A 25,333-nucleotide genomic window follows, 5' to 3' on the forward strand; every position below is an offset into this window, starting at 1 on the left:
TATCAATAAAATCTATGTGGTAACTGAACCTCTGCCCTAACTCTGAGTTGTGCACAAACTTAATGTGATTGGTATAATCGCAAACCTTGTCGATTATTAAAGTCGGTTCACGGTAATTCCCCTATAGCCCCGAATTTGGTGAAATGCTCAATCAAAGTATTGATAGCTACTGACAGCAACTGCGATTAACTTTATAGTTAATGCTAACTGCGTTTACATCGTGTATCCATTTTGACATTCACCGATAGCCACTGCCATTTCGACTTTCCAGAGTTTGATCACACCCGTGAAGAGCTGCTAAACCAATTACGCGAGTCAGGCGTTCACCGCATCATCGTCCCCGGCGTCAGTGCGAATTTGTGGCAACGACAAATTACTACCTGCGGCTCGCTAGCCCCTTGTTATCTCGCGTTTGGCATTCATCCCTGGTGGATTGACGATGCGAAACAACAAGACCTCGAACGCCTGCAAGCGTATTTAGGTAGCCATCATCGCGTTGTTGCACTGGGCGAGATAGGACTTGATGCGAAGATTGATAATATGGACAAACAGGTTAACTTTTTTGAACAGCAGTTATCTCTGGCTGAACAGTTAGCGCTTCCGGTATTAATTCACCACCGACAAACACATCATTTAATTACCCCAATATTAAAACGAAAAACTCGATTACAAGGCGGGATAATCCACGCATTTTCGGGGAGCTACCAGCAAGCAAGGCAATATCTGGATCTGGGTTTTAAACTGGGTATTGGTGGCGTTATTACCTATGAGCGCGCGAATAAAACCCGAACCGCTGTGACCAAGTTACCACTAGACGCTCTGGTTCTGGAAACTGATGCGCCTTCGATGCCCTTAGCCGGGCATCAGGGGCAAACAAATTCACCGACAAACCTCACCGCAGTTTTCAAACAATTATGCCAGCTCCGCGAAGAGCCACCCGCTAAGATTGCCGGTCAACTTGAGCGCAACTGCGAGCAGCTATTTTCGTTTTAAACGGCCAAAATTCAAGCTCGGTGTGGTTGGGTGGTTATACCAATACAGAACGACCATAGCGCCGAGCAATAACATTAAAATAAACGCCAGATTGTCCCGTTGTCGTTCATTAAAGTCATCGACCAGACTATCAGCATTGAAATTGATTCGAATATACCCCAACAGATCGGTATCGCGTATTTCTGCGACATACGGTGCCTGGTATGGACTTGATGAGATTGCACCTTGTTCCAGTTGCGGAACAATTTTTTCGGCGCCCTGAGAGTGGGCAATTAACTGGCCATTATGATCATAAACCAGCACTTGTTCTACCCAAGGGTTTTGTTTCAATTGCTCGGTAAATCGACGCAACCCTTGGCGCTGATTTTGTTGTAGCAAAATCTTTGCACTGAGAGCTACCTGATCGATAAAACCACGTGCGATATCTTCTACATGCTGAATCATTACCTGTTCGTTTTTATACATCCGTACGATAGAGCTATTAAAGATAATAATTAACAACACAATGGCCATAAAAATAGGCAGGAGGCGATTAACCGTGTGCTTGATCCGCGAGATCATTGTCGACATTGATTTTTCCTGTGCAAAATCAGGGATAATAGCAATTCATATGTCCATACAAATCGATATTAAAAAACTAAAAATAAAGTTTTAATCATAGTGGTTTATTTGCGAAGATAGAATTGTTTTTTTACCTGTCATTTTGAATTCAGTATTAAAGGTACCTATTGTGGCCACAAAAAGTATGCGAGCGCCTCTTGCAGCGATTAACGCTTTGACCCTGAACCAACTTTTAACCCATCAGGATCTGCCAAGTCCGCTGGATTTCTATGTCGATAACGGGGATTTGTATCTCGATGCCAGAATAGAAACATTGACCGCAACCTTGTTCAACGAGATATCAGAATCTGAGGGCAACCCTGAAAAGGCGGCTGAAGGCTGGGAGCTCGTGCTATTAAGTTCAACGACTATCGACCAACTTATTGACACATGCCGACATGCCGGCATCAAACTGGTTAAACTAAACAACATTAATCATCGCTTAGGGGTTTCCAGTTACCGTTTTGCGGTTCAGGCTGATGACATGGTCAAGGCCAGAACTCTTGCCAATCAATATGCGATGCAACACAATCTGGAAATAGCTCTTATCTATCGTGCGCCTGCCCTTGCCACCCCGGGTTTGCTGGTTATGGATATGGACAGTACGACGATTGAAATTGAATGCATTGATGAAATTGCAAAATTGGCCGGTGTTGGTGAAGAAGTTGCCGAAGTGACCGAGCGGGCAATGCTCGGAGAGCTGGACTTTGCCGCCAGCCTTAAACAACGGGTAGCCACTCTTAACGGAGCCAGTGAATCCATCCTTGCTCAAGTAGCCAGTCAGTTACCTCTAATGCCAGGTCTGCGTCCTTTGCTGGAGTTACTGAAGTCACATCAATGGCGTATTGCCGTGGCTTCCGGGGGCTTTACTTATTTCACCGATACCCTGCAACAACAATTACAGCTTGATGCAACGCAAGCGAATGTTCTGGAAATTGTCGACGGGAAACTTACCGGTAAGGTTGTTGGTGATATTACCGATGCAAATGTCAAAGCAGATACGTTAGGGCGACTCGCGCAAGAATTTGCAATTCCCGCAACACAAACCGTTGCCATGGGCGATGGTGCTAATGATTTGCAGATGCTGGCCGCGTCGAATCTTGGGGTTGCCTACAAGGCAAAACCGGTGGTTTTACAACAAGCCGATTGTGCAATTAACTTTTCCGGTCTTGACTGCCTGGTGCACTGGTTGAAATAACGATTTATTCTGAGTTTAAAATCCTATACACTCGATCAAATACTGTATATTTATACACACCAGTCTTTTAATGAAAAAGCGCGTCTAAGCGAGAGTTTTATCGATGGCAAAAAACAAAACCGCCTTTGTCTGTAACGATTGTGGTGCAGACTTTCCCCGTTGGCAGGGTCAGTGCTCTGAATGCAAGGCCTGGAATACGATTTCTGAAATCCGCTTGGGTGCAGCGCCTAAGCGCACCGACAACCTCTCGGGTTATGCCGGACAAACCCAAGCCCAGGTACAAGTTTTAAATGCCATCGATTTAAGCGATTTACCCAGATTCAGTTCCGGATTTGCCGAGTTTGACCGAGTATTGGGCGGTGGAATTGTGCCAGGCAGTGCGATTTTAATAGGTGGTGAGCCTGGCGCTGGTAAAAGTACCTTGCTGCTACAAACCATGTGTGCCCTGGCAGAGCAAATGAACGCATTGTACATTACCGGTGAGGAATCTTTGCAACAGGTGGCGATGCGTGCCAATCGCCTCGAATTAAAAACCGATAAATTGAAAATGTTATCGGAAACCAGTGTTGAAAATATCTGTAATATTGCCGATCGGGAAAAACCTAAAATAATGGTAATTGACTCGATTCAGGTAATGCATATGGGTGACATTCAATCCGCACCGGGCAGCGTCTCTCAGGTTCGTGAAAGTGCCGCATATCTGACCCGATTTGCCAAGCAAAATCACGTCGCAATGCTCATTGTTGGTCACGTAACGAAAGATGGTTCTTTGGCGGGCCCAAAGGTTCTTGAACATTGTATCGACTGTTCAATAATGCTTGAAGGCAGCACAGATTCGAGATTCAGAACCTTAAGAGGTAATAAAAACCGTTTTGGCGCGGTAAACGAACTTGGCGTATTTGCGATGACAGGCCAAGGCCTCAAGGAAGTAAAAAACCCCAGTGCGATATTCTTATCTCGTCAGGAAGAGCAAACATCAGGTTCTGTGGTTATGGTCCTTTGGGAAGGCACCAGACCACTATTAGTGGAAGTACAGGCACTAGTCGATTACTCGGCACTGGCAAACCCACGACGCGTCGCGGTAGGCGCCGACCAAAATCGTTTATCCATGTTGCTGGCAGTGTTGCATCGTCATGGTGGCTTGCAGATGAATGATCAAGATGTATTTATCAATGTTGTCGGTGGCGTTAAAGTCACCGAAACCAGTGTCGATTTGGCATTATTGTTAGCCATGGTTTCTAGTTTTCGGGATAGAGCTTTTCCCAGAGACTTGGTCGCTTTTGGGGAAATCGGACTATCTGGCGAGATCCGACCGGTACCAAGCGGCCAGGAACGAATCAACGAAGCGGCAAAACACGGATTTCGCAAAGCCATTGTCCCCATGGCCAATAAACCCAAAGAGGCGATCGAAGGCATGGAGATTATTGGCGTTAATACCTTGGCACAAGCCTTGGAAGCGATTTTGTAACGATTATCCGTTACAAGCGAGCAAAACACTGGTTCGCTTTTTAGCTTGAATGACAAAAACCCTTCGACAGGCAAGGTTTTGATTAGTAGAATAATCCGTTATTTAATTCGAATAATCCTGGCCATATTATGAATAAAGCAGTATCCGGCATACTGATGTTGATGCTCAGCACAACATGCTATGCCGAACAAGCTCTGTCCCAAGAGCAAGTCCAGTCTCAAGAACCTGTCCTGACCCAAGAGCCTGATTCGGCACCTGTTGAAATTGAGCCACAACCGTTAACCATTGAACGTATATATAGCGCCCCTTCCCTAAGCGGCGAAAAATCGAAAAACCTGCAATATTTCCCAGACGGTACTAAGGTATCCTACTTAAAAGCTAAGCAAGAAGACCAAAACCGTTACGACCTATGGCAGTACGATATCGCCAGCGATGAGCATACCTTACTGGTCGACTCAAACAGCATATTCAGTGGCAAAGAGGAGCTGAGTGACGAAGAGAAAGCTCGACGTGAGCGTCAGCGAGTATACGGCTCAGGCATCATGGAGTATGTCATTTCACCAAATGGTGGCAGCATTGTTTTCCCTATCAATGGTGATCTTTATCTATACAGTTTAAAGGATAAGCAAGCCGTACAGCTTACCCAGGATGCCGAGTGGGAAACGGATATCAAGTTTTCGCCAAAGGGCAAATACGTCTCTTACATTAAACAGCAAAACATTTACCTAATTGATGTCTCATCAAAAGATAATAAACCGGTCGCACTAACCAAAGACGGAAAAGGTACCATCAAAAATGGCATGGCTGAGTTCGTTGCCCAGGAAGAGATGGATCGTATGACAGGCTATTGGTGGTCTCCAAATGAAAAGCACCTGGCATACATACAAGTGGATGAATCCGGCGTAGATATTGCGATTCGCAACGAGATTTATGCCGAAGAAGTGAAACTGTACGAACAACGCTATCCGGCGACCGGCACCAATAATGTCACGGTAAAATTAAAGTCCGTGCAAATCAGCAATGGTAAGGTCAAGAACTTCCCACTTGGTGAGGAAACCGACATCTACCTGGCGCGAGTGAACTGGTTGCCGGACTCTAAAGGGTTAAGCTATCAATGGCAAAGCCGCGATCAGCAAACCCTCAAGTTACGGTTCCATCAGTTAAAGTCCCGAGTTGGCAAAACCGTCATTACTGAAACCTCGGATCATTGGCTAAACCTTAACCATGATTTAACCTACCTGAAGAAAAAACGTCAATTTATCTGGGCCTCAGAGCGAGACGGCTTTAAGCACCTGTATTTGTATGACTATGAAGGTAAACAAATCGCGCAACTCACTAAAGGTAAGTGGGTGGTTGATGAACTTGTTGCCATTGATGAAAGCGAAGGTTGGGTGTATTTTACCGGCCGTGCCGACACGCCACTGGAAAAACATCTATACAAGGTAACGCTGGATGGAAAATCCCCAGAGCATGTTACCCGAATTAGCAAGCGCAGTGGTTTTCACAAAATTCGCTTTGCAAAAGACAAACAAACCTATCTGGATAACTTCTCTAGTGTCAGCGTTGCTCCACAGTTAAGTTTGCACAAAGCAAATGGTGAACGGGTTACTTATTTGATTGAAAATGCACTGGATAACAACCATCCGGTGGCACCATATCTGGATGCATTGGTTACACCCAAGTTCGGTACACTGAAATCCGATGATGGTGACGTCGATCTTTATTACAAACTCTACACTCCGAAAAACTTAAAACCAGGTAAGAAATACCCGGTGATTGTTCACGTTTACGGCGGCCCAATCGCGCAACGCGTGACGAATCAGTGGGGTGGCGCCGATATGATTCAATACATGGTAAGTCAGGGGTATATCGTATTTCAACTGGACAACCGTGGATCCAACTATCGCGGTACCGCGTTTGAGTTTCCAATTTACAAAAACCTTGGTGACGTTGAGCTAACCGACCAAATCACCGGGGTAAAATATTTGCGTACCCTACCGTTTGTTGATGCGAACCGCATTGGTATATACGGCCATAGCTACGGCGGCTACATGGCATTGATGGCAATGTTTAAAGCACCGGAATATTTCCAGGCCGGTGTTAGTGGTGCACCAGTAACAGACTGGTTGTTATACGATACCCATTACACTGAGCGCTATTTGGGTCATCCAGAGAGCAATGCCGAAGGATATGAGAAAAGCTCGGTATTCCCTTATGTTGAAGGTTTTGAGGGTTCGCTATTCCTGTACCATGGTATGGCCGACGACAACGTGTTGTTTACCAACACCACCAAGCTGATTAAAGTCATGCAGGACAATAATAAGATGTTTGATTTGATGACTTACCCTGGTTCCAAGCACAGTATGCGCGGCAAACCGGTGAAAGTGCACTTGAACAACGCCATCATGCGTTTTTTCAATGACAATTTTCAACCTGAACCGTAAATTATTTGCCAGCATTATGCTATCCACATAATACTAACGACATAAAAAAGCCCGCATTTATCGCGGGCTTTTTGTTAGTTTATCTGTCGATAGTGGCATCGATTTTTGTCGTTGTTTATTTACCCAAATCGGCAACCAGAGTTTTCAACCAACGCTCTTCATTAATAAATTGCCAGCCCCAGGATTCATATTGCTCACCAATACCGGCGGTTAATATTTCTTCTTCGGTTTTCCCTTCCGCCAATGCGGTTTCAACCAAATCGATGGAGTAGGTGATCATATCGATAAAGGACTGTAAACCTATCATATCGGTCAGCTTGCCGTGACCGGGAATGATTTTGATATCCTGGGCATAGCTTTTGCGGATCTTTTTGATATTTTCGAGATACCCTTTAACGCTGCCGCCATGGGTAATATCGATGTAGGGAAACCGTCCTTCAAAAAACAAATCGCCCATATGTAATACTTTGTGCTTTGAAAAATAAACCACCGTATCGCCGTCAGTGTGTCCCGATGGCAGATGCATTAACTCAATCACTTCATTACCCAGATAAATTTTCACACCATCTTTATAGGTAACAACGGGTAAGTGAGCGCCGGTTTTTTTATTGTCTTGTGCCACCCGTTTACGGACATTCTCATGGGCGAAAATTGGCGCATGATCGGCGAAATAGGCATTCGCCCCAGTATGATCGCCGTGGTAGTGGGTATTGACCACATACTTTAACGGCTGAACTTTAATTTCCTTCATTGCCGCTTCAATCTTTTCGGCAAGCGGTTCAAACTGATCGTCGACCAGAAGCAACCCTTTGTCGGTCGCTAAAACGCCTATGTTACCGCCTGCGCCTTCAAGCATGTAAACATCACCAACAACTTGAGTGGCTGCAACTTTGACATCAGAAAAATCCTGTGCCGCGTGCGCCGAAAGGCTCATCATGCTGCTAAGCAGCAATAAAATAGATAGGTTTTTCATAGTATTACCAATTATGTTCCCGTTTGTTATTGTTACCTTCTGACTATGGGATATTTCCAAAGGAAAATCCAGTGCCAGTACTGCGGACTTACCGGTTTAGATCACAAATTGAAAGAAAGTTGCTGTTTATCTGAATGTTCAGAGAAGCCAACATGCAATCCAAGCAAACGCACAGACTTGCCCTCTCCTCGGCTAAGAGCCTCTTTAAGCAGCGCTGGAAACAATTCGGGCGTCAATTGCCCACAACTGTGATCAACCGTCGTTTGGGTGAAATCCGAAAATTTCACTTTTATACCCTGGCGGCAAATTTTCAGATCATTGGCATGCTGCAGTCTTTGTTCAAATTTCGGTAAAAGCGTATTAAGAACATCAAGGCAAGCCCCCTCCCCATCGACATTCTCAGCCAGTGTAGTCTCAATGCCCAAAGACTTTCGAACTCTATCCACAGACACCGGGCGGTTATCAATTCCATGACACCGGTCGAATAAGCTGGCGCCAAATTTCCCAAACCACTGGGCCAGTTCATCCTTGCTGCATTGCCTGACATCCGCACCGGTATACAATCCGTGCTGATGCAATTTATCCAATGTTTTAGGCCCGACACCCGGTATTTTCTTTAAATCTAATGTCGCGACAAAATCCAGCACTTGCTCGGGCTTTATCACGCAAATACCGTTTGGTTTATTTTCATCAGACGCAACTTTAGCGATAAATTTACAGGGCGCAACGCCTGCAGATGCGGTTAAATTCAGTTCTGTGGCGATATCCTGACAAATCCTCTGAGCGATTAACGTCGCACTACCATGACAGTGCGGACTGTCGGTAACATCCAGGTAGGCTTCGTCCAGTGACAAGGGCTCAATTAAGTCCGTATAACGATGAAAAATCTCTCGGATTTGTTTGGATACTTGCTTATATACCGACATTCGGCCAGGTACCATGGTGAGATCCGGACACAATCTCAATGCATGGGCGACGGGCATCGCCGAGCGTACCCCAAACTTTCGCGCAGGATAGTTACAGGTTGCAATAACGCCTCGCTTACTGCTACCGCCAATTGCGATAGGAATATTTTGTAAAGCCGGATTATCACGCATTTCTACGGCAGCATAAAAGCAATCCATATCGATGTGAATGATTTTTTTAATACCAACCTCAACAACAATAAAGCACTGTATATAAATACAGCTTAAACATTTATCTTGTGGTTTGCAATCTTGTTCACGCAAGAATTAATAAGAATATCTAAAGCTTGTCTATACTTAGTCTCAACTTCCCGCTGGGCAGTAAAAGCAAGTTATTGATATTCACCATAAAGGTGACATGTACGGGGGTATGCTGTGGCAAATCAATCTCAACCTGCAGGACTGAATAAAAAGGTCTTCATCAGTTCTTCTGCGATCATAATGCTGCTTCTCCTTTACGCTGTTATCTGGCCAAAATCTGCTGAGAATAACTTCAATAGCCTGCAAGATATCATCATCAAAGATGCCAGTTGGTTCTATATTCTCAGTGTCGCCATTATTCTGGTTTATGTGATATTCCTTTGTGTTTCAAAATATGGTGACATTCGTTTAGGTCCTGACCACTCTAAACCTGCATACTCAATGATGTCGTGGATTTCTATGCTGTTTGCCGCGGGAATGGGTATCGGCTTGATGTTCTTCAGTGTAGCTGAACCGATAATGCACTACTCGTCACCACCCAATGCTGCTCCGGAAACCATAGAAGCGGCCAGAGAAGCGATGCGGACGACGTTCTTCCATTGGGGTTTACATGCCTGGGCAATCTATGCCGTGGTTGCATTAATTCTTGCCTATTTTGCATTTCGAATGAATTTACCCCTGACGTTAAGATCCGCGCTATATCCCTTTATTGGCAACAAAATATACGGCTGGCCCGGTCATTTAGTGGATATATTTGCAGCGGTTGGTACCGTATTTGGTGTCGCTACCTCTCTTGGTCTGGGCGCATCTCAGGTAAACTCCGGATTTCACTATTTATTTGGGGTTGAGGTAAACAACCTCAATCAGATTATTTTAATGTCGATTATCATCGGCTTTGCAATTATCTCCGTTGTCAGCGGATTAGATAAAGGCATCAAGCGCCTTTCCGAAACGAATATGGCATTGGCTCTCGGGTTATTACTATTGGTATTTATTCTTGGACCAACGGTATTTTTACTCTCGGCTTATGTGCAAAATATTGGTGACTACCTGTCCCATATTGTTCGCTCTACCTTTAATTTGTATGCCTATCAAAAAACCGAATGGATTGGCGGCTGGACCTTATTTTACTGGGGCTGGTGGTTAGCCTGGGCACCATTTGTCGGCTTGTTCATCGCTCGGATCTCAAGGGGCAGAACCATCCGTCAGTTTATTGTTGGCGTATTAATTATTCCAAGTGCTTTTACCATGTTTTGGATGACGATTTTTGGCAACAGCGCCATCGAAATGGTCAGTAGTGGTAAGGCAAATGATTTAGTACAAATGGTCTCGGAAAATACCTCGGTCGCGCTATTCGTGTTTTTAGAGCACTTTCCATTTACAGAGATATTGGCGGGTTTAACGGTATTGATGATCGTGATTTTCTTCGTTACCAGTTGCGACTCTGGAGCCATGGTTATCGACATGCTGTGCTCGCATGGCAATAATAACACCCCGGTTTGGCAGCGCATCTATTGGGCAATTTGTGTTGGTCTGGTTGCCGGGATCTTACTGTTAGCCGGTGGTTTGAATTCACTACAGACGATGACTATCGCCAGTGCTTTGCCTTTTACCATTGTACTGTTGCTGTCGATGGGCGGTTTGTTAAAAGCATTGCGGGTAGAAAGCTTTAAACAGGAAAGTTTTCTTCTTACTTCGTTCCCCCATACAGGAGCCGAAAATAAATCCTGGCGAGAACGACTCACTAAGATTAATCATTATCCTACCAGAAACAACGTGGACAATTTCATCAAAGAAACTGTACATCCAGCTTTCGTTGAATTGCAGGAAGCATTCTCAGAGCTTGGCGAGCAGCCAAGCCTGGAGCAAACAGATAAGGGATGGCAACTTCGTGTGAGCCTTGAGGATTCGCCCGACTTTATTTACGCCGTGTATCGACACAAAAATCTCCAACCCAACCTCAGCGATGAAGACATGGAGTCCGTTAATGATGATCCAGACAATGATGAACATCATTATTATCGCGCTGTCGTTCACCTGACCGAAGGGGGCCAGGATTATGATGTCATGGGTTGGTCACAACTCGGCGTCATTAATGATGTAATCGATCAATATTATAAGCATCGGTACTTTATCTACTTATTGAATTAGTTGTTATTGTTAGTCAGTCAACAACGTTAATTTCGGCCTCGAAACCGCCGATCATTGGCGCTAACAGGTTATAGATAAAACACATGATTGCGGCGCTGATATAGCTAAATATGAAATAAATGATAGGTAGAACCAGGATAGCCCAGCCGCTGAACGCTGGCATCTCAGAGCCATGCTCCGCTGCGCCTCCCGATATCATTGTCAGGAGGAAGACGGGGATCATAAACGGTAAGGTCGCTGCGGCCATCAGTACCCCAGCCATTAATGCATTTTGATGAATACTAAGCTTAGTGATACGTCGTTTCATACAAATAACTCCGATTAATAAGGTACACAAAGTATAGGCTCTACAAAGTAAATAGATCAGCATGACATTGGCGTTTGAGTATTACTTTCCTCCCTCATTTGAGCTAATAACAACCGGTTTATAAAGCAAGGACGTGCTCAAAATTTTTGCGTTAGGTTTTAGCTTTGACGGTATTTTCGGGTGGCGGATTAGGTTGCGAAATTAACGAGATCCGTTAAAGTAAAGGATTAGAACGGATGGTAAACGTTGCGCCATCACTATTTCGGTAGATTCATGTTGACCTATATAAAATTATTATCAAAAAAATCCCTTCCTGCTGCGCAAATTGCCGATTTTCAATGCCATTTTTCCAACTGCTCTGTTAACGCCAGACAACAGCAAGCATTTCGTAAAGCGATGCAATTAGCGCCAGGACAATCATTACCTATCAGTTACGAATTTATCACTGCATTTCCTTATATTTTGAAAGTCACTGCCGATAAGAAATTTGCCTATCCGGCCTTGGGATTAATTCATTTATCCAGTGAATTTCAACGTCATTACGAATTCGATCGCAGCAAACCTTTTGACCTTAATGTGAATGTGACGCAGGACATTGAACACCCCAAAGGTAAGCTGGTAAAGATGACGATCGAATTCTACCAAAATGGTGAACGTTGTATCACCAATACCAATGTCATGTTGAAGCGACAAAAAACAGTAATCGATGCGCCCAAAGCAGAGCGCAAAAAATCCGAATTTAAACAGCAATATTTTTTGCTAATCACCCACAAACTGGCTCGTCGATACGCCAAAGTCAGCGGTGATTATAATCCGATACATCTTTATGATTGCACGGCAAAACTATTCGGCTTTGATCGCGCGATAATTCACGGTATGTACCTGTGCCATCGCCTATTGCTCGATAAAAAAATTCAATCGGATCATTGTCTGGTTAGCTTTAAAAAACCCTGTAAATTGCCGCAAGAAGTTGGCGTATCGCATCAGGGAAATACGCTCAGAGCGTTTAGTAATAGTGATCAATTGCATATGGAAATTGAATTACTTGAGCAACACATAGCCCCTGAGCTTAGTTGATAAATGCCTGATAAATGACTATAAGCTTATAATAACCCTAAACTTTAAGACGGATATGCTTAAACTTAACCGGCCGACTCTTTCATCCTCTAACTTAGCTGCCTTATTATTGATTGCGTCGCTACTGAGCGGTTGCCAGTCTTCTTCAGCAATCATGGACTATGACACGCAAAAAGATTTCTCAATGATCAATGAGTTTAGTCAGGGTCCGAGTAAACAAGGGATTAAAAGTGATGATTTGACTCAGGAACGGTTAACTCAAGCCATCGAAGCACAGCTACTCGAGAAAGGTTTTAGCACAGGTAACAACCACAATTCAGATAATCACATCATTGTGAGTCATTTCATTACCACCCAAACGAAACAGAATAACTCGTCCATTAATATTGGTTTAGGTACCGGACGCTCCGGAAGCAACAGCTCTGTCGGCGTTGGCGTTAATACCTCGATTCCGGTTTCTGGTCGGGAAACGGTTGAGATGCGTGTAACGATTGATTTTCATCAACGAGGCAAGTTGATATGGCGCGGTTATGACTCGTTTAATGCCAAAGGCAATGACAGCCCGAAAAAACGCCAGGAGGATATTGATAAAGCCGTTGCCAGTATTCTGGCACTTTACCCTCCAGGTGCATCTTAACTTCTATATGTTTGTGGGTCTAAAAGACTCGCAGTACATTAAATTAACAAAAAGGCGATATTGGTGTGAGCCAATATCGCCTTTTTGTCTATAACCTTAATTACAGGTTTTTGATATCGATTTGCTCGCCCTTGAGTTTCGCCTGACGTTCACGCTCCAGACGTTTCTCACAAGGATTATCGCAGTTACAGGCTTTATCAATACCTATCGTTGATAATCCGCCACAGCTCCCTGCCAGACTCTTTTGTTGAACGATATAGCCAACGGCCATTGCCGCAACAATGATAAGAAAAAACGCAAATGTTAGTAAAAAGACAGACATAAAGTAAACCTGTTATTCAGCGACCAATTGCTCGAATGCGTCGGTCGAGTGTTCCAAAAAACCGTCGTCGGTTTTTGATATTAAATACACAGCCAAACGATGTTGTTTGGCGAACTGCAAGCCCTTTTCCGGCCCCATCACTTCAATGGCGGTTGCTAAACCATCGGCCGTCATCGCAGATGGATGGACAACGGTAACCGATACCAATTTGTGATCTATCGGCCAGCCAGTAGCAGGATCTATGGTGTGGGAATATCGCACACCATCTACCTCAAAATAATTACGATAGTCGCCGGATGTCGCCACGGCATTATCGCCGGGCATTATAACCTTTTGCACTGCCCTTGTCCCGGAAACTGGCTTCTCTACTGCAATTCTCCAGGGTTTGTTATCAATTTTGTTACCTTTGATACGCATCTCGCCGCCAATATCAACGAGGTAATTAACATAACCACGCTGTTCAAGTAGTTCAGCAACTTTATCGACGGCATAGCCTTTAGCAATGGCAGATAAGTCGATATACAATGCTTGTTGTTTGCGTAATGCATCACCCTGCAAAGTCATCTTGTTTATCCCTACGCGGGATTTAGCATCAGCAATTTCTTGCTCAGAAGGGACTTTTTCAGGTCTGTTTTCAGGTCCGAAGCTCCACAGGTTGACCAGTGGGCCCACGGTCACATCAAGACTGCCCTGGGTCAATGTTGCAAGGCGCTTTGATTCACTCAGAACAACCAACAACTCTTCGGAGACGTGATAAGTTTGTTCTGCACTCCCTTGGTTAATCAATGACAGTTCAGAAGACTTATCCCAGGTCGACATCTTTTTATTCAACGATACCAGCAGTTCATCAACCTCTGATGCCAGATCTGACCGTTCAACCTCTTGTTTATTCGCAATTAATTTAACGGTATAGACAATAGGTCCCATCGTGTAGCCACTAAATTGCAGCTCTTGTTGCTGCTGCAATGATGCATCATTGCCAGATTTTTCCGATTGCGGCTCGGTACAGGCCAGCAAAAAGACACATAAGGAGAGAATAAAGTAATGAGGTGAAGTTAAGCGCAAATCAGTTCCTACAACAATCAATCAGTTTAATTGCGGCTAATTATAATTGAAATTAGAGCGTCTGACACCTAGGGTATGCTTTGGCCAAAAAAAAGGCCAGAATCCGCTTTCGCTTATTCTGACCTATTATCATGGTACTTATATGATGATGCTAAAGGTGATTAACCACCGAAATCATCTAGCATGATATTTTCATCTTCCACACCTAAGTCTTTGAGCATACCAATAACGGCAGCATTCATCATAGGTGGACCACACATGTAAAATTCACAGTCTTCTGGTGCTTCATGATCACGTAGATAGTTTTCATAAAGAACGTTGTGAATGAAGCCTGTGTAACCTTCCCAGTTATCTTCTGGTTGTGGATCAGACAGAGCAACATGCCAGTCAAAATTTTCGTTTTCAGCAGCAAGGCCATTGAAATCATCTTCATAGAACATTTCACGAAGTGAACGTGCACCATACCAGAAGCTGATTTTACGCTTAGATTGTAAACGCTTTAACTGATCAAAGATGTGTGAACGCATTGGCGCCATACCAGCACCACCGCCAACAAAGACCATTTCCGCATCGGTATCTTTGGCGAAGAACTCACCAAATGGACCAGAGATAGTGACTTTATCACCAGCTTTCAGGCTCCAGATGTAAGACGACATCTTACCGGCAGGAAGCGATAAATTATTAGGTGGCGGCGTAGCTATACGCACGTTCAACATAATAATGCCTTCTTCTTCCGGATAGTTCGCCATGGAATATGCACGTAGGGTGTCGGTATCAACTTTTGATTCGATATCAAAAAAGCCAAAGCGCTCCCAGTCTCCACGATATTCTTCAGGGATCTCGAAATCTTTGTATTTAACATGATGCGCAGGCGCTTCAATTTGAATGTAACCACCAGCACGGAACGGCACAGATTCGCCGTCAGGAATGCCAAGTTTCAATTCTTTAATGAAGGTTGCTTTGTTATCGTTAGAGATAACTTCACATTCCCACTGCTGAACACCGAAGATTTCATCTTCCAGTTCAATATCCATGTCCTGCTTAACGTTTACCTGACAAGATAAACGACAGCCTTCTTTTGCTTCGCGCTTAGTGATGTGACCAAGCTCTGTTGGTAAAATATCGCCACCACCAGAATGCACGTGTACACGACACTGACCACAGGTACCACCGCCACCACAGGCAGATGGAATGAAGATGCCCTGGTTCGCTAACACGCCCAGTAGTTTTCCACCCGCAGCCGTTGTAACCGCCTTGTCCGGGTCGCCATTAATTGCAATGGTAACGTCACCGCTGGCAACAAGTTTGGACTTGGCAAAGAGGATTACCAGTACCAACGCCAGTACGATTGCGGTAAACATCGTTACGCCGAGAATAATTTCCATCGACTTTTCCTTTAAACTTCACTTGAGGCCAACCGGTTAGTTGGCCTGCTTAAACTTTATAACGAGATACCACCGAAGGATAGAAAGCCAAAAGCCATCAAACCTGCAGTAATAAACGTAATTCCCAAACCTTTCAATCCATCAGGAATGTCAGAGTACTTCATTTTCTCGCGCAAACCGGCAAGCAATACGATAGCCAACGCCCAGCCTACACCAGAACCAAGGCCGTATACTACACTCTCACCCAATGTCAGGTTCTTAGCAACCATGAAGGAAACCGCACCAAAAATGGCACAGTTAACCGTGATAAGTGGTAAGAAAATACCCAAAGCGTTATAAAGCGGCGGGAAGTACTTATCTAAAGCCATCTCAAGGATTTGAACCAACGCCGCGATGACACCGATAAAGGTGATGAACGACAGGAAGCTAAGGTCTACAGACTCTTTCGGGTCAGTAACGCCTAGCATGCTATCTAATGCGCCAGGTGCCAGGATACCTTGATAGATGATTTGGTTAACTGGAACCGCAATACCAAGTACCACGATAACCGCAACACCAAGACCAATCGCGGTGCTGACTTTCTTCGATACTGCCAGGAATGTACACATCCCCAGGAAGAAGCTCAGCGCGAGATTCTCAATGAAAATCGTTTTTATAAAAAGACTTAAATAATGTTCCATGAGTTCCTAGTCCTTCTCTACTTGCGCAGGTTTGAACTGGCGAATTGCCCAGATGATCAAACCAATGATGAAGAATGAACTGAATGGTAGTACCAACAAGCCATTTGCCTGATACCAGCCACCGTTTTGGATAAGCGGCAGGATTTCAAAACCAAGCAGGGTACCAAAACCAAGTAATTCACGTACGGTAGCAACAAGGATAAGGATTAAGCCATAACCTAAACCGTTACCGATACCATCAAGGAAAGAAACTACAGGTTTTTCTTTCATCGCGAATGCTTCAGCACGCCCCATTACGATACAGTTGGTAATAATCAGACCAACAAATACCGCCAGTTCTTTAGAAAGCGCATAAGAGAAGGCTTTCAACACCTGGTCAACCACGATTACCAAAGACGCAATAATCGCCATTTGTACGATGATACGTACGCTAGATGGAATGTGGTTACGAATAATTGAGATAAACAGGTTAGAGAACGCCGTTACAAATACTACCGCAGCGGTCATTACTAACGCGTTAACCAAAGAACTTGTTACCGCCAGAGCAGAACAAATACCAAGAACCTGTAAAGCAATCGGGTTGTTGTCTACGATTGGAGACGTTAATACCTTCTTGCCTGAATTAGCGTCACTCATTAGTTCAGCCCTCCATTACGGTAGTTAGCGATGAACGGACCGTAGCCCTCGTCACCAAACCAGAATACAAATGTTTTCTCAACACCAACACTGGTTAAGGTTGCACCGGATAATGCGTCAACACCGTGGATGTCACCGGATTTAGCGCCACCTTTAACAATCTTGATAGCAACATCACCTTGCTCATCAAACAATTTCTTGCCTGGCCATAACGCTTTCCAGTTAGGGTTCAGAATTTCAGCGCCCAGGCCCGGAGTTTCCTTATGGTCAGAGTAAATGACACTTTTAACCGTGTTTAAATCTTTCTCAAGACCAACATAACCGTGCATCAGATCCCAAAGACCAGAACCTACAATCGGCAGCACGATAGACTCAACGTCACCGGCTTCATTTTTGATTAGATAAACCACTGAATTGTTGGCACGGCGATTAATACCGGCGATATCGTCGGCAGGCTTTGAGGATTTTTCTAAATCACGGGCGTCACGACGCTCGTCAAAACCATCCGCGTCACCTTCAATGAACTCACCAGAGTCAAGATCGATAAGTTTTGCTTCAACGCGATCGTTATAGGTACCAACGATATCATCGCCAGCGCCCTCTAACAGACCAGACGCTTCAAGAATTTTGGTTTGCTTATCAAGCAATTTGTTCGCTGCCTGGAGTGGCTTTAGCTGTACCGCTGAAAAGGATACTAATGCTGCACACACCAAACATACGGCAACAACGAAACCAACCGTTTTGCCAAAAGTTTCTTTATTACTAGACATTACGTGCAAGTCTCCGTTTCACATTCGCTTGAACCACAAAGTAATCGAACAGTGGTGCAAATAAGTTTGCGAATAAAATCGCCAGCATCATACCTTCAGGGAATGCAGGGTTTACCACACGAACAAGAACCACCATGATACCCACTAAAGCACCAAAGAAGTATTTGCCGGTATTGGTAAACGACATAGTGACGGGATCAGTCGCCATAAACATCATACCGAAAGCAAAGCCACCAACGACTAAGTGCCAGTACCAAGGCATAGCAAACATCGCGTTAGTATCACTACCAATGGTGTTAAATAACCACGCAGTAGCAACCATACCAACAAACACACTCAATACGATACGCCATGAGGCAATACCTTTGTAAAGAATGTACGCACCGCCGATAAGAATCATCGCCGTCGATACTTCACCGACAGAACCTGGGATCAGACCCCAGAATGCATTCCACCAATCTTGGTTTAACGCATAAGAGATTTCACCAACCTGTGCTGCAGCGCCTTGCGCAAGTGCCGTAGCACCTGTGTAACCATCTACGGCTACCCAAACGGAATCACCAGAGATTTCTGCAGGATAGGCGAAGAATAAAAACGCACGACCCGCTAGTGCCGGGTTAAGGAAGTTTTTACCGGTACCGCCAAAGATTTCCTTAGCAATTACCACACCGAAGGTAATACCTAAGGCAACTTGCCATAACGGAATCGACGCCGGCAAGATCAAGGCAAATAAGATTGAGGTTACGAAGAAACCTTCGTTGACTTCATGTTTGCGGACCGCGGCAAAGATAACTTCCCAAAAACCACCGACAATAAACGTCGTGGCATAAATCGGCAGGAAGAACATGGCGCCGTAAAGCATCAAATTAAACCAACCTGCATCTGCGCCTAAGCTACCACCAAGCGTCTGGAACAAGCTAACTTGCCATACGTCTGGTAATGCAAATCCGGCAGCTAATGCTTCATTGGCCTGGAAACCGATGTTGTACATACCCCAGAACATTGCCGGGAATACAGCCAACCAAACGGTGATCATAATACGTTTCAAATCGATACTGTCACGAATGTGGGTTTTACCCTTGGTTACATAACCTGGAGTAAATAAACCCGTTGCAATGGCTTCGTAAAGTGCAAACCATTTCTCGTGTTTACCGCCTTTTTCAAAATGCGGCTCGATGTCTTCAATAAAAGTTTTTAAACCCATGTCTAACCTTCCTTCTCAATCGTGGTTAGGCAATCACGCAACAGAACCCCGTAGTCGGTTTTACCCGGACATACGAATGTACATAGTGCCAAATCTTCTTCATCCAACTCTAATGCGCCTAACGACTGAGCACCATCGGTATCACCGGCACACAAATCACGAAGCAATAGTGTTGGTAGGATATCCAGTGGCATAACACGCTCATAGTTGCCAATTGGCACCATAGCACGGGCACTACCATTGGTAGTGGTTGTCATATTGAACACTTTGTTACGGAAGAAGTGACTCATGTAAGCACGAGTAACAGAGAATTTGTTCGGACCTGGATACATGTAACCAATGAACTCTTTCTCACGGCCTTCAAGCAATGCGCTCACCTGTACATGATAACGACCAAGATAAGCGTGAACCGCTTTCGCATGCGTACCATTTAACAGAGAACCGGAAACCACACGAACTTCACCATCTTTTAACTGACCGGCAGTTAGTTCCTCGGTGCTGGCACCTAAAACGGTACGCACTAAACGAGGCTCTTTAACGGCTGGACCGGCAACGGCAATAACACGCTCTGAGTTCAATTTACCCGTGGTGAAAAGCTGACCGTAAGCAATCACATCTTGATAGCCAAGGTGCCACACCACTTTGTCAGCTGATGCTGGACATAAATGATGAATATGGGTACCAACTAAACCTGCAGGATGCTTTCCAGAGAATTCGTTAACGTCAACGCTGTCGGAAACAGGAATATTGGCGCCAGGCGCTTTTGAAACAAATACCTTACCAGCGGTAAGGCGGGCAAGAACCTGTAAACCGTATTTAAAGTCTTCGGCCTGTTCGTTAATAATAACGGCAGGGTCAGCGGCTAATGGGTTGGTGTCCATAGCACTCACAAAGATGGCCACTGGCTCAGAACCCAATGCAGGGATCTTGCTGAATGGACGGGTTCTTAACGCCGCCCACAAACCTGAGTTCACAAGGTTTGTTTCAACATCTTCACGAGATAAAGACGATAATTGATCAACAGAAAAAGCAGTAAAGGTTTCTTCTTCGTCACCTTCGACTTCAATCACTACGGATTGCAGCACGCGCTTTTCGCCGCGATTAATTTCTTTAACAACACCGGCTGCAGAAGCTGTGAACTTAACGCCAGGATTCTTTTTATCTTCAAAAAGTGCCTGACCTTTTTTAACGCGATCACCTACCCGTACATACATGGTAGGACGCATGCCCACAAACTCTTCACCAAGCGTTGCAACGGTTTTGATGGCTGGGCCATCTGAGATTACTTGCTGGGGAGCTCCATTTACAGGAACATCCAGACCCTTTTTTATTGGAATCATAACCACTTGCACTACTTTAATAGGAGTTTAAAACCAGACGCCATAAGCGTTCTGGCCCAGTGTTTCCTGAACCAACTGCGTTGAAAATCAATCAGTTGATAAACAGGGGATTTAACTAAAATTTTTTCGGCGCGAATTTTAGCACGAAACGGCGTTAAAATGCCATTACCGATACGCGATTAAATCGCAATTTATTGTCGTTAATTATGATCGTTCAAAGCAAGAACCGCGAACTGTCGGGTATAAACAGCGAAACCGTCTGAAAGTTCATCATACTAAAGAGCTATAAACTAAAATAATTAAAAAAGGCAGATATTCATCTGCCTTCAATTCAAATTCTAAGCATGAACGTAATTTCGAACAATTAACTTTCTAAATGATTAATGGCAACAACAGGGCTGACGTCCTGATCGTAATCTACTTGTTTCATACCGAAGCCGAATAATCGTAAGAATTCGTTATGATACCCTGTATAGTCCGTCATTTCATCGATAGTTTCGGTCGTTACCTCATCCCATAGAGTTTGCACACGTTGCTGAACCGAATCTTCAAGCTCTTTGACGTTTTGACGCAAGCGCCCTGCTTCGTCAAGGGTTGGGTGTTCACCATACAGATTATCGCGAAATAATCCCTGAATCTGCTCAATGCAGCCTTCATAAGTGCCGTCAGCCTTCATCACTTTAAACAACGCTGAAATATACAACGGCATAATTGGGATCGCCGAGCTCGCTTGGGTAACCACGGCATTTAATGAAGTAACAAACGCACTGCCATTTAAATCCTGGTTGGCGGAATTGATGGCTGATGCCGCGCGATCAAGATCTTCTTTGGCGCGGCCAATCGTGGCTTTACCATAGATTGGCCAGGTTAGCTTTTTACCAATATAGGTATAGGCAACGGTTTTAAATCCTTGAGATAAAACACCGGCTTGTTTTAATGCGTCTAACCACAATTCCCAGTCTTCACCACCCATGACTTTGATGGTACCAGCGATTTCTTCTTCATTCGCCGCTTCAACAGACACTTCATCAATAATGCGCTTGCTGGTATTTAAGTTTTTAGTGGTAACATCCTGGCCAATCGGTTTTAGCGTGGAAGAATAGACTTCACCCGTATCAGGATCGGTGCGACGTGGCGATGCTAACGAATAGACAACCAAGTCAATTTCACCCAATTCCTTTTTGATTAAATCGATTGTTTGCTGTTTGATTTCATGTGAAAAAGCATCACCGTTAATGTTTTTCGACCATAAACCGTTTTGTTCTGCCGCCTGTTGGAACGCAGCGGTATTGTACCAACCAGCAGACGCTGTACGCTTCTGCGTTGGCTCTTTTTCAAAAAACACGCCTAATGTGTTCGCACCAGAACCAAACGCCGCGGTAATGCGTGACGCCAGACCGTAACCAGTTGAGGCGCCGATCACCAATACATTTTTAGGCTTTTCTGCCGCTTGCGGTTGAGATTTCACATACTCAATCTGTTCATTCACATGAGCAGCACAACCCGTTGGGTGAGCGTTGGTACAAATAAATCCACGGATTTTCGGTTGGATAATCATATTAGGGTTAACCTTGTTTTGTTAAATTCATTTATCAAAATTGCGCTTATGATACCTAAGCTTGCGGGGTAATGAGGTCAGAGCAGACAAATTATTGCTGCTCAACCTATGGAAACCCCTGGTTATTAACGGTAATTAATGGTTATTCACGGTTTAGATAATAGGCTTGTTCGGATATTTTGTGATACTCGCGAATATCCTGATAAAAACGCTGATAGGACTCCCAAACCTTTGCCACCATGGGGTCTTGCTTTGCCATGTCTGCAATTACGTCATTGCTAAGCTTTTTCAATTCGGCCATAACGGGCTCTGGGAATGTGCGTACCTGAACCTTGTGTTCATTCACCAATGTTTTTAGCGCATTGGCATTTCGGGCCGTGTACTCATCAAGCATGTCCTGGTTCACCGCGCGGGCGGCGACAGTGACGATTTGTTGAAGATCAGCAGGCAACTCGTTAAAGGCTTGCTCATTGATCAAAAACTCCAGGGTCGCCTGAGGCTCTTGCCAGCCTGAAGAGTAGTAATATTTGGCCGCTTTATAAAAGCCAAACGCGTTGTCATTATAGGGGCCGACCCACTCGGAGGCATCTAAGGCACCACTTTGCAATGATGAGAAGATTTCACCACCGGGCATATTTACCGGGACACCACCCGCACGTTTAAATACTTCGCCGCCAATACCACCGATGCGCATTTTTAAACCGTCAAGATCTTCAATGGTGTTGATCTCTTTATTAAACCAACCCGAAAACTGAACACCGGTATTGCCACCGGCCATTGGAATGATGCCAAACGGCTTATAAAGCTCGCGCCACAATTCCAAGCCGCCACCATAGTGCAACCAGGCATTAGTTTCCTGAACATTCATACCAAACGGAACGGCAGCAAAAAAAGAGGCCGCTGGCGCTTTACCTTTCCAATAATAGGCGCCGCTATGGCCCATTTGTGCACCACCGGTAGACACTTCATCAAACACCTGAAACCCAGGTACCAGTTGCCCGGCTCCGAAGACCTCAATGGTTAAACGACCATTGCTCATCGCATTAACATGCCGGGCAAATTTTTCAGGGCCCATACCAAGTCCGGGAAAGTTTTTCGGCCAGGAGGTGACAAGTTTCCATTTATAGGTTTTCTGTGTAGCTACATCTGCATTAGATTGAACGTCTTTTTCGCCACAGGCTGTTAGCGCCAACGCCAGACCCGCGAGAATCAGCGCCTTCAATGTTTGGTTTTTCATTATTATCCTTATTATGTTCAACAGCATTGACCGTTAAGCTACGGAGCAGAATAACGGCCAAAGGTATAAATGGGGCTAGGGATATAAATTATCCGGTAACCAGGTAGCGAGTTCAGGGAACAGCGCCAGAGCGAGAAGCACAATCAGCTGGATCAGGATAAAAGGCAGAACCCCTTTGTAAATTTGTAGGGTTTTTATACTCTTATCTGCGACGCCGCGCAAATAAAATAGCGCAAAGCCAAATGGCGGAGTCAGGAAAGAGGTCTGTAGATTCACGGCAATCATGATCCCAAGCCAGACCGGATCTAATCCCATCATTAACAAAATTGGAGCAACGATAGGGATAACCACGAAGGTGATTTCAATAAAATCAAGAATAAAACCCAGCAAAAATATCACCACCATCACCAGGATGGTGGCCGAAATAACACCACCGGGTAATTCGCTAAATAAACTATGGATTAAGGTTTCACCACCCAGACCGCGAAACACCAACGAGAATAAACTGGCGCCAATTAAAATCATAAACACCATGGATGAGATCTTCAGGGTTGACTGCATAACCGCTTGCAACGCCGTTATGGTCAATTGTCTTTGTAGGCTTGCCAGAACCAAGGCACCAAAAGCGCCAACACCTGCAGCTTCCGTTGGCGTGGCAAAACCGGTGAGTATCGAACCAAGTACGACGAACATCAAAATCAAAGGCGGTAACAACGCCGTTAATAACGTCGGCCAATGTACCTGCTCACTATCTTCTTTTTGCCCTGGCGCCATTTCCGGCTTGAGCCAGGTAACGATGACGATATAAGCGATATACAAAGCGACAAGCAATAATCCCGGAATAACCGCGCCGGCAAATAAATCACCGACACTTACGGTTTCTGGGTTAAAGTTCCCCATATCCAGCTGTGCCCGCTGATAGGCATTACTCAACACATCACCAAGCAGAACCAGCGCAATTGACGGCGGGATAATCTGACCCAATGTCCCGGTTGCGCAGATTATGCCGGTAGAAAAAGAGGTGTTATATCCTCGCTTCAACATGGTTGGTAAAGATAACAGTCCCATCGTGACAACCGTCGCGCCAACAATACCGGTACTCGCCGCCAGTAGCATGCCAACCAGGGTTACTGATATTGCCAGGCCACCGGGAAAACGAGAGAAAAGCTGTGCCATTGATGTCAGCAGCTTCTCGGCGATTTTCGCTTTTTCCAGTACTGCCCCCATAAACACAAATAAGGGCACAGCAAGCAAGGTTTGGTTATTTAAAATGCCGTAGATACGGCTTGGGAATGCTGATAAATAGGATGTATCAAACGCGCCAAAAAAAGCGGCGACCCCGGCAAACAATAGCGATGTGCCCGCAAGCGTCAGGGCAACAGGGTAACCGATCAGCAACACCAGGCAGATACAGGCAAACATCAATAATGCCAAATACTCCATTACAACTGCTCCATCTCTTCGCTTTCGACTACTAAACGGCCCTGTAATATCAGGATGTTGCGACAAACCTCACTTATCCCTTGTAAGCCGAGGGTAACGGCCAGTGCATAAATCAGAGATTTATTCAGATAAACAAAAGGTAAACCACCGGGCTCACGGGATTTCTCTAAAATATTCCAGGATGCGGCGATAAAGTCAGAACTAATCCAGGCCATAAAAATCATCACCGGAAACAGTAAAAACAGGGTGCCAAAAAGGTTGATCCAGGCTTGTTGTTTGGGCGAACCTTTATGATAAAAAACATCCACACGGACATGGCCGTTATGTTTAAGGGTATAGGCCGCGCCGAGCATAAAGATCGCGGCGTGGGCATAAAGCACCGATTCTTGCAGCGCTATCGAACCAATATTAAAGCCATAGCGCAATACGACCACAACAAACGTCAGAACGACAATAAATAGCGTTAGCCAGGAAATCAGCTTCCCCAGGATTTCATTGACCTTATCAATGAATGTAACGACTTTGGCAAGCCACAAACTGAACATTCAATCCCCCAAACAGCGACGAGCTTAAGTCCTTGCTGTCACTTGATTATTATTTGTAGCTATTGATAGCAGAATTCGCACAGTTTGAAAAGACGACGATCGTCATATAAAGCGCAAAGATGGGCATATCTGTG

General features: G+C 44.8%; 23 protein-coding genes. 7 read left to right on the plus strand and 16 right to left on the minus strand.

All coding sequences use genetic code 11. The features are described from left to right. Nucleotides 1-231: 231 nt before the first annotated feature. Nucleotides 232-993: a TatD family hydrolase gene (locus ACHUFQ_RS14070; RefSeq protein WP_394176479.1), complete on the plus strand. Its 762-nt coding sequence runs from the start codon at nt 232-234 to the stop codon at nt 991-993. Here ACHUFQ_RS14070 and ACHUFQ_RS14075 read toward each other — a convergent pair. Next, complete coding sequence (locus ACHUFQ_RS14075; protein WP_394176480.1) at nt 979-1,563, minus strand: AhpA/YtjB family protein; 585 nt, start codon at nt 1,561-1,563, stop codon at nt 979-981. The genes ACHUFQ_RS14070 and ACHUFQ_RS14075 overlap by 15 nt on opposite strands. 160 nt (nt 1,564-1,723) lie before the next feature. Here ACHUFQ_RS14075 and serB point away from each other — a divergent pair, with 160 nt between their 5' ends. The 3 genes from serB (at nt 1,724) to ACHUFQ_RS14090 (ending at nt 6,703) form a co-directional block, all read left to right on the plus strand. After that, a complete protein-coding gene (gene serB, locus ACHUFQ_RS14080) occupies nt 1,724-2,791 on the plus strand; it encodes a phosphoserine phosphatase SerB (protein ID WP_394176481.1) in 1,068 nt (355 codons plus the stop codon). Between the two features lie 103 nt (nt 2,792-2,894). Further along, on the plus strand, nt 2,895-4,259 hold the full coding sequence (gene radA, locus ACHUFQ_RS14085) for a DNA repair protein RadA (protein ID WP_394176482.1): 1,365 nt from the start codon (nt 2,895-2,897) through the stop codon (nt 4,257-4,259). Nucleotides 4,260-4,387: 128 nt separating this feature from the next. Then, the gene (locus tag ACHUFQ_RS14090) at nt 4,388-6,703 is read left to right on the plus strand and encodes a S9 family peptidase (protein WP_394176483.1); all 2,316 of its coding nucleotides are present in this window, start codon (nt 4,388-4,390) and stop codon (nt 6,701-6,703) included. Nucleotides 6,704-6,818: 115 nt separating this feature from the next. Here ACHUFQ_RS14090 and ACHUFQ_RS14095 read toward each other — a convergent pair whose 3' ends face one another. Both ACHUFQ_RS14095 and dinB read right to left on the minus strand, forming a co-directional pair. Further along, nucleotides 6,819-7,676, minus strand: coding sequence for an MBL fold metallo-hydrolase (locus ACHUFQ_RS14095; protein WP_394176484.1), 858 nt, complete (start codon nt 7,674-7,676; stop codon nt 6,819-6,821). Between the two features lie 101 nt (nt 7,677-7,777). Further along, nucleotides 7,778-8,824, minus strand: a complete 1,047-nt coding sequence (gene dinB / locus ACHUFQ_RS14100) for a DNA polymerase IV (protein ID WP_394176506.1) — start codon at nt 8,822-8,824, stop codon at nt 7,778-7,780. Nucleotides 8,825-9,016: 192 nt separating this feature from the next. Here dinB and ACHUFQ_RS14105 point away from each other — a divergent pair, with 192 nt between their 5' ends. Further along, nucleotides 9,017-10,993, plus strand: coding sequence for a BCCT family transporter (locus tag ACHUFQ_RS14105; RefSeq protein WP_394176485.1), 1,977 nt, complete (start codon nt 9,017-9,019; stop codon nt 10,991-10,993). Nucleotides 10,994-11,006: 13 nt separating this feature from the next. Here the strand turns inward: ACHUFQ_RS14105 and ACHUFQ_RS14110 are convergent, their stop codons facing one another. Further along, nucleotides 11,007-11,300 carry a hypothetical protein gene (locus ACHUFQ_RS14110; RefSeq protein WP_394176486.1) on the minus strand — a complete coding sequence of 98 codons (294 nt, stop codon included), beginning with the start codon at nt 11,298-11,300 and terminating at the stop codon, nt 11,007-11,009. 273 nt (nt 11,301-11,573) lie between these two features. Between ACHUFQ_RS14110 and ACHUFQ_RS14115 the strand changes: the two genes are divergently transcribed. Then, the gene (locus ACHUFQ_RS14115; RefSeq protein ID WP_394176487.1) at nt 11,574-12,377 is read left to right on the plus strand and encodes a MaoC/PaaZ C-terminal domain-containing protein; all 804 of its coding nucleotides are present in this window, start codon (nt 11,574-11,576) and stop codon (nt 12,375-12,377) included. Nucleotides 12,378-12,432: 55 nt separating this feature from the next. Continuing rightward, nucleotides 12,433-13,014, plus strand: coding sequence for a DUF4136 domain-containing protein (locus ACHUFQ_RS14120; protein WP_394176488.1), 582 nt, complete (start codon nt 12,433-12,435; stop codon nt 13,012-13,014). Between the two features lie 100 nt (nt 13,015-13,114). Here the strand turns inward: ACHUFQ_RS14120 and nqrM are convergent, their stop codons facing one another. The 12 genes from nqrM to ACHUFQ_RS14180 all read right to left on the minus strand — a co-directional run bounded on the left by nqrM (nt 13,115) and on the right by ACHUFQ_RS14180 (nt 25,199). Further along, nucleotides 13,115-13,336 (minus strand): (Na+)-NQR maturation NqrM, encoded by a 222-nt coding sequence (nqrM, locus tag ACHUFQ_RS14125; protein ID WP_394176489.1) that lies wholly within the window; start codon nt 13,334-13,336, stop codon nt 13,115-13,117. A 12-nt stretch (nt 13,337-13,348) separates the two neighbouring features. After that, nucleotides 13,349-14,401 (minus strand): FAD:protein FMN transferase, encoded by a 1,053-nt coding sequence (locus ACHUFQ_RS14130; RefSeq protein WP_394176490.1) that lies wholly within the window; start codon nt 14,399-14,401, stop codon nt 13,349-13,351. Nucleotides 14,402-14,562: 161 nt separating this feature from the next. Next, a complete protein-coding gene (gene nqrF / locus ACHUFQ_RS14135) occupies nt 14,563-15,786 on the minus strand; it encodes an NADH:ubiquinone reductase (Na(+)-transporting) subunit F (RefSeq protein WP_394176491.1) in 1,224 nt (407 codons plus the stop codon). Between the two features lie 56 nt (nt 15,787-15,842). Then, a complete protein-coding gene (gene nqrE, locus ACHUFQ_RS14140; protein WP_394176492.1) occupies nt 15,843-16,466 on the minus strand; it encodes an NADH:ubiquinone reductase (Na(+)-transporting) subunit E in 624 nt (207 codons plus the stop codon). Between the two features lie 6 nt (nt 16,467-16,472). Further along, nucleotides 16,473-17,102 carry an NADH:ubiquinone reductase (Na(+)-transporting) subunit D gene (locus ACHUFQ_RS14145; protein ID WP_394176493.1) on the minus strand — a complete coding sequence of 210 codons (630 nt, stop codon included), beginning with the start codon at nt 17,100-17,102 and terminating at the stop codon, nt 16,473-16,475. After that, nucleotides 17,102-17,872, minus strand: a complete 771-nt coding sequence (locus tag ACHUFQ_RS14150) for a Na(+)-translocating NADH-quinone reductase subunit C (RefSeq protein WP_394176494.1) — start codon at nt 17,870-17,872, stop codon at nt 17,102-17,104. Before ACHUFQ_RS14150 ends, ACHUFQ_RS14145 begins: the two co-directional genes overlap by 1 nt. Continuing rightward, nucleotides 17,865-19,076, minus strand: a complete 1,212-nt coding sequence (locus ACHUFQ_RS14155; RefSeq protein ID WP_394176495.1) for an NADH:ubiquinone reductase (Na(+)-transporting) subunit B — start codon at nt 19,074-19,076, stop codon at nt 17,865-17,867. The genes ACHUFQ_RS14150 and ACHUFQ_RS14155 overlap by 8 nt, the downstream gene beginning before the upstream one ends. A 2-nt stretch (nt 19,077-19,078) precedes the next feature. After that, a complete protein-coding gene (locus ACHUFQ_RS14160; protein ID WP_394176496.1) occupies nt 19,079-20,416 on the minus strand; it encodes a Na(+)-translocating NADH-quinone reductase subunit A in 1,338 nt (445 codons plus the stop codon). Nucleotides 20,417-20,780: 364 nt separating this feature from the next. Next, entirely contained in the window at nt 20,781-21,974 is a 1,194-nt protein-coding gene (gene fabV / locus ACHUFQ_RS14165) for an enoyl-ACP reductase FabV (RefSeq protein WP_394176497.1), read from the minus strand. Nucleotides 21,975-22,116: 142 nt separating this feature from the next. Continuing rightward, entirely contained in the window at nt 22,117-23,211 is a 1,095-nt protein-coding gene (locus ACHUFQ_RS14170; RefSeq protein ID WP_394176498.1) for a TRAP transporter substrate-binding protein, read from the minus strand. 75 nt (nt 23,212-23,286) lie between these two features. Continuing rightward, a complete protein-coding gene (locus ACHUFQ_RS14175) occupies nt 23,287-24,654 on the minus strand; it encodes a TRAP transporter large permease (RefSeq protein ID WP_394176499.1) in 1,368 nt (455 codons plus the stop codon). Next, nucleotides 24,654-25,199 carry a TRAP transporter small permease subunit gene (locus ACHUFQ_RS14180; protein ID WP_394176500.1) on the minus strand — a complete coding sequence of 182 codons (546 nt, stop codon included), beginning with the start codon at nt 25,197-25,199 and terminating at the stop codon, nt 24,654-24,656. The genes ACHUFQ_RS14175 and ACHUFQ_RS14180 overlap by 1 nt, the downstream gene beginning before the upstream one ends. Nucleotides 25,200-25,333 lie beyond the last annotated feature (134 nt).

It is taken from the genome of Thalassotalea litorea, assembly GCF_043642205.1.
In the GTDB taxonomy this organism is placed as follows: Bacteria; Pseudomonadota; Gammaproteobacteria; order Enterobacterales; family Alteromonadaceae; genus Thalassotalea_A; species Thalassotalea_A litorea.

Coding starts and splice junctions, on each gene's coding strand:
- ACHUFQ_RS14115 (WP_394176487.1), top strand. CDS start 11,574: ATGTTGACCTATATAAAATTATTATCAAAAAAATCCCTTCCTGCTGCG.
- fabV (WP_394176497.1), bottom strand. CDS start 21,974: ATGATTATCCAACCGAAAATCCGTGGATTTATTTGTACCAACGCTCAC.
- ACHUFQ_RS14175 (WP_394176499.1), bottom strand. CDS start 24,654: ATGGAGTATTTGGCATTATTGATGTTTGCCTGTATCTGCCTGGTGTTG.
- nqrE (WP_394176492.1), bottom strand. CDS start 16,466: ATGGAACATTATTTAAGTCTTTTTATAAAAACGATTTTCATTGAGAAT.
- ACHUFQ_RS14155 (WP_394176495.1), bottom strand. CDS start 19,076: ATGGGTTTAAAAACTTTTATTGAAGACATCGAGCCGCATTTTGAAAAA.
- ACHUFQ_RS14150 (WP_394176494.1), bottom strand. CDS start 17,872: ATGTCTAGTAATAAAGAAACTTTTGGCAAAACGGTTGGTTTCGTTGTT.
- nqrM (WP_394176489.1), bottom strand. CDS start 13,336: ATGTCTGTCTTTTTACTAACATTTGCGTTTTTTCTTATCATTGTTGCG.
- ACHUFQ_RS14180 (WP_394176500.1), bottom strand. CDS start 25,199: ATGTTCAGTTTGTGGCTTGCCAAAGTCGTTACATTCATTGATAAGGTC.
- radA (WP_394176482.1), top strand. CDS start 2,895: ATGGCAAAAAACAAAACCGCCTTTGTCTGTAACGATTGTGGTGCAGAC.
- ACHUFQ_RS14090 (WP_394176483.1), top strand. CDS start 4,388: ATGAATAAAGCAGTATCCGGCATACTGATGTTGATGCTCAGCACAACA.
- ACHUFQ_RS14170 (WP_394176498.1), bottom strand. CDS start 23,211: ATGAAAAACCAAACATTGAAGGCGCTGATTCTCGCGGGTCTGGCGTTG.
- ACHUFQ_RS14110 (WP_394176486.1), bottom strand. CDS start 11,300: ATGAAACGACGTATCACTAAGCTTAGTATTCATCAAAATGCATTAATG.
- ACHUFQ_RS14160 (WP_394176496.1), bottom strand. CDS start 20,416: ATGATTCCAATAAAAAAGGGTCTGGATGTTCCTGTAAATGGAGCTCCC.
- ACHUFQ_RS14075 (WP_394176480.1), bottom strand. CDS start 1,563: ATGTCGACAATGATCTCGCGGATCAAGCACACGGTTAATCGCCTCCTG.
- ACHUFQ_RS14095 (WP_394176484.1), bottom strand. CDS start 7,676: ATGAAAAACCTATCTATTTTATTGCTGCTTAGCAGCATGATGAGCCTT.
- ACHUFQ_RS14145 (WP_394176493.1), bottom strand. CDS start 17,102: ATGAGTGACGCTAATTCAGGCAAGAAGGTATTAACGTCTCCAATCGTA.
- ACHUFQ_RS14120 (WP_394176488.1), top strand. CDS start 12,433: ATGCTTAAACTTAACCGGCCGACTCTTTCATCCTCTAACTTAGCTGCC.
- nqrF (WP_394176491.1), bottom strand. CDS start 15,786: ATGGAAATTATTCTCGGCGTAACGATGTTTACCGCAATCGTACTGGCG.